At 55.7% G+C, this 458-nt stretch carries 1 protein-coding gene; it reads left to right on the top strand.

Translation table 11 applies throughout. From position 1 onward, the window contains the following. A partial coding sequence (locus tag JMF97_RS32485) for an IMP dehydrogenase (protein ID WP_238360469.1) occupies positions 1-458 on the top strand: 458 nt, incomplete at both ends.

Here is a 458-nt window from a genome sequence, read left to right as displayed (position 1 = left end):
CCAAGAAGCTCTGACATTCGACGACATTCTCCTAGTGCCCGGTTATTCCGAGGTGCTTCCTAACGAAGTCAGTCTCAAGACCCGCCTAACCCGTGGCATCGAGCTGAATATTCCTCTGGTTTCTGCCGCCATGGACACCGTCACTGAAGCCCGACTGGCAATTGCCATGGCTCAGGAAGGTGGCATCGGTATTATCCACAAGAACATGACCATCGAGCAGCAAGCTGCCGAAGTGCGCAAGGTCAAGCGTTACGAAGCCGGCGTGGTCAAGGATCCGATCACCATCGAGGCTGACGCCACGGTGCGTGAACTGTTCGAACTGACCCGCCTGCACAACATCTCCGGCGTTCCGGTACTGCACGATGGCGACCTGGTCGGCATCGTCACTTCCCGTGACGCTGTCTCTTATCCACATCTAGATGTGTATAAGAGACAGGGCCACGGCTTCTTCGTTGAAA

The sequence above is a fragment of the Micromonospora fiedleri genome (assembly GCF_016774385.1).
GTDB lineage: Bacteria > Actinomycetota > Actinomycetes > Mycobacteriales > Micromonosporaceae > Micromonospora > Micromonospora gifhornensis.
This window is presented reverse-complemented; position numbering and strand designations above follow the sequence as displayed.